Below are 7,497 nucleotides of genomic sequence, written 5' to 3' on the forward strand. Positions count from 1 at the left end.
AAGAGAGCCAAGGGATTAAAGCAGCTGACGGGGTTGGCTCTGTTTTCCGCCCCACGGTGGGGAAAGCCGGCAATGATATGCCGCTGATTGATATTGTTCGCCCCAATGGACAAGGTCTTTCTCATAACAAATATGACAATATTATACAATAACTTCTATATTATACAATAACTTCTATGAATTCCTCTGTAAAAGAATTATAGCTAATTTGGAATGACGCTTTTGTTGGGCTGTTTCCTTTTGAAATACACTGTTAAAGCCGTCATCCTTTTTTGTTTTCAAAAATGCAAGAATTGTTAATCACTTTTAGGGGGATCATCTATGAAAACCTATACCTTAGCTGATGTTGCAGTACTAGTTGATAAATATAGCGATAGTATCGATTTTGGCTCTACAGATGAAGCAGTTGATGATGCGCTGATTGAAAAAGCAGAGAAAACTCTCGGTTTGCAGTTTACGTCTTCCTATAAAAGTTTTTTAAAAAACTATGGAAGAGCGGAGATCTGTGGTGAGGAAATATGTAGCGTTTATGATACAAACTTTGAGATTGTTCGTAGTGATGATATTGTTTATAAAAACTTAAATTATAGAAAAAATGGTTTTGCAACGCCACAGCAACTTATTGTTAGTAGAACCGATTTCGGAGAGACATTTTTCTTCGATTATTCTCAATTCCAGAATGGTGAGTGCCCGCTCTATCTTAGATTTCCACCTAGCGATCCCCAGTATTACGCAAGTAACTTTTATGAATTCCTCTGTAAAAGGATTAGAGATAACTTGAAGTAAATTTCTTTGTATGGTGGTTTTACTTCCGAATTGCAATGTTAAACCACCATTATTTTCTCTTTTCAAGAATGAAAGCATCATTAATATTTTTTAGGGGGGATCATCTATGAAAACTTATACTTTAGCTGATGTTGCAGTATTAATTGATAAATATCCGGATGTTATCGACTTTGGCACTGCAGAGGATGCACCTGATGATATATTGATTGAAAAGGCTGAGAGAACTCTTGGTTTACAATTCACCTCGTCCTACAAAAGTTTTTTAAAAAATTATGGAGGAGGAGAAATTGGAGGTTATGAAATTTTTAGCATTTATAACGCAAGTTTTGAAGATAATCCTGCTGGTGATATTGTTTATTATCACTTAACAGATATAAAAAATGGTTTAGCAAAACCACAGCAGCTTGTTGTCAATAGAACAGATTTTGGTGAGACATTTTACTTTGATTATACTCAGTTTCAGGATGGTGAGTGCCCGCTCTATCTTAGATTTCCACCTAGCGATCCCCAGTATTATGCAAGTAATTTTTATGAATTTCTCTGTAAAAGAATTATGGAACATGCTGGGGGGTAATGACGATGCAAACCAAAGATGTCACAGAGATTTTAAAAAGACTGGGCTGGGAGCCTTATCGTGATGAAGTGGGGGATACCTTTGCGCATTATCATTTTCCCGATCGCATTGTAGGCATTAGTTATGATGTTGTAGATTATGGAGAGGATGGGGGAAAATTTCGGCTATCGGCTGATCTTACCACTGCTGCTTATTGCCTTGCTTGGGAATATGCTAGTGGTGAAGTATCACAGGATAAGTATGAAGATACGCTGTTTTCTGCGAAAGAGGATTTCGATGTTACAGCTTCAGATCTCTCAGAAAGCCATGTTAAGGAATCTTTAAATAGGGTTATCGCTTGGGCGAAAGCACAAGATATTGAACAAAAATTACGTGAAAAAGCAGCCAATCATTCTGCTGTTGCAGAAGCATTACTTGGTGATATTGAGGCTTTAAAAAGTTCTAAGTTTACACCCCAATTACATGTACCAGAATTTTCAGATTACAAAACAATAGGGTGGATTGAGCGCCTCATTCTTTTTGCGCAAGCTTATAAAAACGGGGAGTTAGATGACATTTTAGCGCGTAAAAAAACTAAACAGTGGTCGATGAGTCTTACAGCAGCAACTCGCATTTTTAAAATTCAAGGGTGGTTTGCCACAGAGCTTGGGAAAATGTGGTTGGTTTTGCCGGATCGTTTTATTAAGTTAGATTTTGGCTTTGTACATCTCTATGATCAGTACAATATTCATCTCGAAGCTGAAATATCTAATGAAGAGATTTCTTTGGCTTGCTTGTATATTCATTTTTGTGGACAACGTAATCTTGTACGACCTACGGATATTTATCGATCTTTTAATACGATTGGAGGAGAGAATTTTCGTGGGGTTGATAAAGGAATTGATATTTGTGTAGAGATATTGAATGAGCAAGAGTTGACAAAAATCTCTGAGCGGGTGATACAGTGGGCACGTGCCCAAGATTTACAAGCGTCAATAGAAAGCAAAACGCTTATCCAAAAATATAGCTATTATCCAGCTGTGATTTGGCATTTGGCTTGTTTAGCATTGACAGGTCAAATTGATGTCCTAAAATTCTATCAAGATTCTATTGCAGAGGATAAGATTCCTGAGCATTTGCAAAATCTTGATGAAGAACTGGAGGGGTATGTTAATCACGCTGTTGAATTTGCAGAAAGACATCTGAAAATCTTTAATGAGCGAAAAGCCATAGATGATCGTCTTAGTTTGCAAGATTTGTCTTTTCTTAATACAGTTTCTGAAGACTTAAAAAGGATGGGGTGGACAGTTTATCGAGATAAGAACTATGATCGCAATGCTTATTTTGTAAGTAAAGACCTTATCATCAATATAATGTATAACCTTCAAAGTGATGAAGAAGAGCCGATTGTTGTATTTAAGGCTTCCCTTTCAACACTTAGTTTTTCTACTGCTCATAGAGAGATGTTTCCTAGATTGCCCCAATATATAGCTCTCAAAGAGGCAGAAGAATTTTATACAGTTTCTAGTACTGAATTGGATGAAGGTAAACTGAAGCAGATCTGTGCGGATATTTTGTGCTGGGCTGATCGACAAAATGTGAATCAAATCATCTATGATTATGCGGCTTTGTCCCCAGACAGTGAATATGATTTTGCGAAGTTGCACCTTATTGCACTTATTCTTATTGGGGATGTTGAAAAACTCAAATTTTATAAGGAAAGTTTGAAGGATAAAAACTTTTCAGCTTTGATAAGGGAAAACATAGCACATATTATTGATAACGTCCTTACTCTTGCACGCCGTTATCGGACTGGTTTTCCTAAAAATGCTCCGATTTTAAGCTTGGATGCGCAAACAGCATCTGTTGCTTCTAAAACAACTTCTGTTGAAGTGGCAGAGGAAGTGGATGAAGCGGATGACACTGATGATCGTCTCACCATGGAAAGTGCTCATGCAATTTTAAAAAGCCTAGGCTGGTCAACCGAGAAAATCAATGAGAATGACCATATGGCAAGCTATCAATTGGCTGATCGTGAAGTAGATATTCTTTATAACGACGAAATTGCCAAAGACTACCCACAATTTGATAGCGCCTTTTTGATTAGCACGGGCATTCTTTCCACCGCTTGTAAATTCATTGATCCTACCCACACAGAAGATATTCCAGACATACAGCTTAATTTTGAAGCCAAGGGATTAGAAATCTTTGAACCAGAAGTCACTGCGGATCGTTTAACACAGGCGCTTGATGATGCGCTAGAATGGTCAGTCGAAGAAATTGATCTTTCTGAAAGACTTCGCTCTGATTATGGCACTGCTCCTTGGCAACAAGATGCAACATCTAAAGCAGATAATACGGATTATGCTTTGCTTCATCTTGGCACTCTTGCTTTGTTGGGTGATGCTGAAACTTTGCAATCTTATCAGAAAAGCTTTACGGCAGGGGATCACCTAGGCTTTGACGAGAGCATCCAACAGCTTCATCTTGAACGTGCATTAGCTTTAGCCAAAGAAGTAGCAAAGGTGAAGCAAGTGAGCTACGCTTTAATTAAACAGGTGGCAAAAGGATTTCGATAATCACTCAGAGTTTTCTAGCGAGGAATAACCTACTTCTTGGAAGGAGAGTGTATTAAGTCTATTTAGAACACAGAATACATTGATTATTTTGAAAAAAAATCGAGGGGATTATGAATCATGAAATGGATAAAGAAAAAAAGTATGGGGGCAGCAGAGCCTGTGGAATTTAAAGGTCAAAAAGTTTATCCGGAAGATGAACTGTTTGAGCCTGAAACAGTTTCTTCTTGGAAAGAAAAAGGACAGATAGTAACAGGTACAAATGTGGAAAGAATGGTATCAGGAAGAGCTCCTATTGGAGTCGATTGTAGGCCTATTATGTTACATCCTATAACACAAGAACAAGATAGTCCTCTCGCTGAAGTTCTCTACTCATTTTATCAAGACAAGAGTTTGGTTGCTTATATGAAGCCAAAGACAAATTTTATCAAAAAAGTTATTTGTTAGATTTCAAAAAAAGTCTCCTAAGCAGGAAAAAAGAAAAAGTAATTATTGCAAATATTGGAGTAATGACACTAAAAGGCGCTCTCTAAGCTTTAATGATCATCCCCTTTAATTATATCATATATTGTAAATGCGAGATGATTTTACAGACACAGATGAGAAAAGAGCTCCTTCAAGAAAATATCCCTTATGATTCTATCAATGTAATCCCAATTCCATTGGCTATGGTAGAGAAATATTGATCAGTAGAAACACTAATTATTAGTAAAAACACGCTGTGACTTATGGAGAAAAATTTATGAAAAGTTATACTTTATCGGATGTTGCACAATATATTGATATGCATAGTCATGCTATTAATTTTGGTACTAAAGATAATGCCCCTGATGATGTAAGGATTAAAACAGCTGAGAATACTCTCGATTTACAATTTACCTCTTCCTATAAGGGTTTTTTAAAAAATTATGGAGGCGGAGAAGTTGGAGGTGAAGAAATATTCAGTATTTATGAAATCTGTGCTGGTATTCCTGCTGGTGATATTGTTTACCGAAATTTGCTCGATAGAAGAGATGGCTTTACGAATCCCAAACAACTTGTTATCTGCACAACTGATTTTGGTGAAACCTTTTACTTTGATTATACTCAATTTCGGGATGGAGAGTGCCCGCTCTATCTTAAGTTTCCACTTGATGATCCCCAATATTACGCAAGTAATTTTTATGAATTTCTCTGTAAAAGAATTAAAGAGTATGCAGGGGAAGATTTATGAAAACCTATACCTTAGATGATGTTGCAGTATTAATTGATAAAGTTAATAAATATAATGATGATATTATCAATTTTCGTACTGAAGAAAATGCGGCTGATAATCTACAGATTGAAAAGGTGGAGAAAGCTCTTGGTTTGAAATTCACATCTTCTTACAAGAGTTTTTGGAAAAAACTATGGAGGAGGGGAAAAATGAAAAAAATCTTAAAACTATTGAGCAGCATGGCTCTCTTAAGTACAGCTGGATGTCAATTAGGCAATCCTCCCCCATCGACTTTGGTTTTATGGGAAAAGCCTAGAGCAGATCGGGCTGTAATCGAACAATCACTTTTAAAATGTGGTTGGAAACCGGTTTATGCTTCTTCTAGTGATATGAATTCGTATGCAAGTGAATTTGCTTCAGTATATGAGTGCATGAAAAAAGCAGGTTTTCGATATAAATTGCAGGATTCAAAGGGGATTTATTTTACACAACCTCCGAAAAGTGACTCGTTCCTAACCGATCTCATGATAGCTGGATATCAGCAATTTATGGACAATGATACTTTTGGTCTAAGCAATACGAGCAAGAAGGAACGGGCCATGATAACTCATTTTGAGAATGAAAGAAAACGTCAACAAACAAGAAAATCTTTGCAAAAGCGATCATCAAAGCATCCTACCCATTCTTAAAGAGTTAGTTGAACAAAAAGCACGAATGATGGAGGGAGTCAAAATAGTGTCCTTCTTTATTCAAGCGGATGAGACGTTGAATCTAATGGTTGATCAGCTCACAAACAAGGCAACAGTAGGTTTTCTTTCCACTTATTTTTTAGAGAATGTGCGTTTTGATCAGCCTCACAGAATTCTGGAAGCCAATCCGACAAATAGAAAAGGTATTGTGATCAATAAAGGGGCATGTTTTCGCTTTTATCATGGTGGTGAGAATTTGGGGGTAGGTACCTCTTTTACCGCGTTCCAAGGCGTGGAAGGATGTCTTTTGACGAAGATCTTGAAGCAGGAAAGGATTATTATATATATCTCATCCTAAAAGATCAGACGAATGAGCTATCCTTTGACCTTTCGCAAAATCCGACGGCTCCTGATGGCTATACAAAGGATAATTCTGAAAAGATTGGCGGATTTCATACGCTATGTGCGGATGTTGGTGAGATTGAAGGTCATCTCTTATCAGGTTATCAAGCGGGGGATATTTTACCCAATTCTGTTTGGTCTTTAAATCACCGCCCGCGTAGTAGTCCAGAAGGGATGGTTTACAATCCGTGGCATAATATTTGGGTTGATATTTATCTTCAATCAGGGACAGGTGTAAATGCAAAGTCGGCATATGGTGTTCCGATTACGACCAATCGTAGCTATGCGGATCATGCATTTGATTTTTGGTCTGTTAGTAAGAGATTTTTGACGAGTGATGAGTTTTCGCCAAGCATGTATGGAAGTAATCAAGCAACCAGTATTGTCGGCAATCAAGCGCCTTCTCCTAAGACATCTGGAGGACACGTTGATACAAACAATAGACGGATGATTTCGCATATTGGTTGTGAGGATGGTTGCGGTTATGTGTGGCAATATTTGTCCGGTTGTTATCCAGTGACTAAATGGCATACAGGGGAGCAAGGAAGTAGTTTACGTGTAGACATAAATGTTATGTTGGGAGGAGGCGATTGGACTGGTGGCTCTAACAATGATCATCTTGTACGGAATTTTGCGCATTCTCGTTATGTAGAAGATGAAAAAATAGGCGCCCGTGGATGTAGCGACCCATTTTATTATAATTAGTGCGAGATTGATTAGAACATCATTTTATCCAGCCCCACTTTTGTGGGGCTTTTTTTTATGGAGCGTCAGATGAGAAAGATATCGAAAGAAGCATTAGAGCTTATCAAACAATGGGAAGGTTTGCGTCTAGAGGCTTATAGAGATACGGCATGTGTTTGGACGATTGGTTATGGTCACACCAGCAATGCGGGTCATCCCCTTGTCAAAAAAGGCATGTGTATTAGCCAAGAGCAAGCAGAAGAAATCCTTTGTAAAGACTTAAAGCAATTTGAGCAGACGGTAGAGGAATCGGTTACGGTTTCGTTAACGGATTGCCAATTCGCGGCATTGGTCTCGTTTTGCTATAATGTAGGAAAAGCTGCTTTTTGCAAGTCAACATTGTTGAAGAAGCTTAATCAAGGCGATTATGAAGCCGTTCCTGTTGAATTACAGAAATGGAATAAGGTCGGTGGGAAGCCTCTTGCTGGTTTAGCCAACCGTCGAGCAGCAGAAGCGGGATTATGGGTAAAAGGGGCTTATGTTTCTTCGAATTATCAAAGGGTAGAAACGAAAACGGCAACCGGACTTCTTAAAATAGAAGCACTTGCCCCG

The 7,497-nt window shown here is 38.0% G+C and carries 8 protein-coding genes and 1 pseudogene; all 9 read left to right on the top strand.

What is annotated here, in order from left to right; genetic code table 11:
- The first annotated feature begins 321 nt into the window (after positions 1-321).
- Entirely contained in the window at positions 322-786 is a 465-nt protein-coding gene (locus ACFIKQ_RS08750) for an SMI1/KNR4 family protein (protein WP_375656287.1), read from the top strand.
- Between the two features lie 106 nt (positions 787-892).
- Positions 893-1,360 (top strand): SMI1/KNR4 family protein, encoded by a 468-nt coding sequence (locus tag ACFIKQ_RS08755; RefSeq protein WP_375656288.1) that lies wholly within the window; start codon positions 893-895, stop codon positions 1,358-1,360.
- A 5-nt stretch (positions 1,361-1,365) separates the two neighbouring features.
- Positions 1,366-3,946: pseudogene (locus tag ACFIKQ_RS08760) on the top strand (DUF6990 domain-containing protein).
- 89 nt (positions 3,947-4,035) lie between these two features.
- Complete coding sequence (locus tag ACFIKQ_RS08765; protein WP_375656289.1) at positions 4,036-4,362, top strand: HNH/ENDO VII family nuclease; 327 nt, start codon at positions 4,036-4,038, stop codon at positions 4,360-4,362.
- Positions 4,363-4,657: 295 nt separating this feature from the next.
- Positions 4,658-5,128 (top strand): SMI1/KNR4 family protein, encoded by a 471-nt coding sequence (locus ACFIKQ_RS08770; protein ID WP_375620541.1) that lies wholly within the window; start codon positions 4,658-4,660, stop codon positions 5,126-5,128.
- Positions 5,129-5,319: 191 nt separating this feature from the next.
- Positions 5,320-5,799 (top strand): hypothetical protein, encoded by a 480-nt coding sequence (locus tag ACFIKQ_RS08775; protein WP_375645141.1) that lies wholly within the window; start codon positions 5,320-5,322, stop codon positions 5,797-5,799.
- 46 nt (positions 5,800-5,845) lie between these two features.
- Positions 5,846-6,157, top strand: coding sequence for a hypothetical protein (locus ACFIKQ_RS08780; protein ID WP_375645139.1), 312 nt, complete (start codon positions 5,846-5,848; stop codon positions 6,155-6,157).
- Positions 6,100-6,906 (top strand): hypothetical protein, encoded by an 807-nt coding sequence (locus ACFIKQ_RS08785; RefSeq protein ID WP_375645140.1) that lies wholly within the window; start codon positions 6,100-6,102, stop codon positions 6,904-6,906. Before ACFIKQ_RS08780 ends, ACFIKQ_RS08785 begins: the two co-directional genes overlap by 58 nt.
- A gap of 69 nt (positions 6,907-6,975) precedes the next feature.
- The coding region (locus ACFIKQ_RS08790; protein WP_375656290.1) for a lysozyme at positions 6,976-7,497 on the top strand (522 nt) is incomplete at its 3' end.

This window comes from Bartonella sp. MR63HLJHH (assembly GCF_042194155.1).
Lineage (GTDB): Bacteria > Pseudomonadota > Alphaproteobacteria > Rhizobiales > Rhizobiaceae > Bartonella > Bartonella grahamii.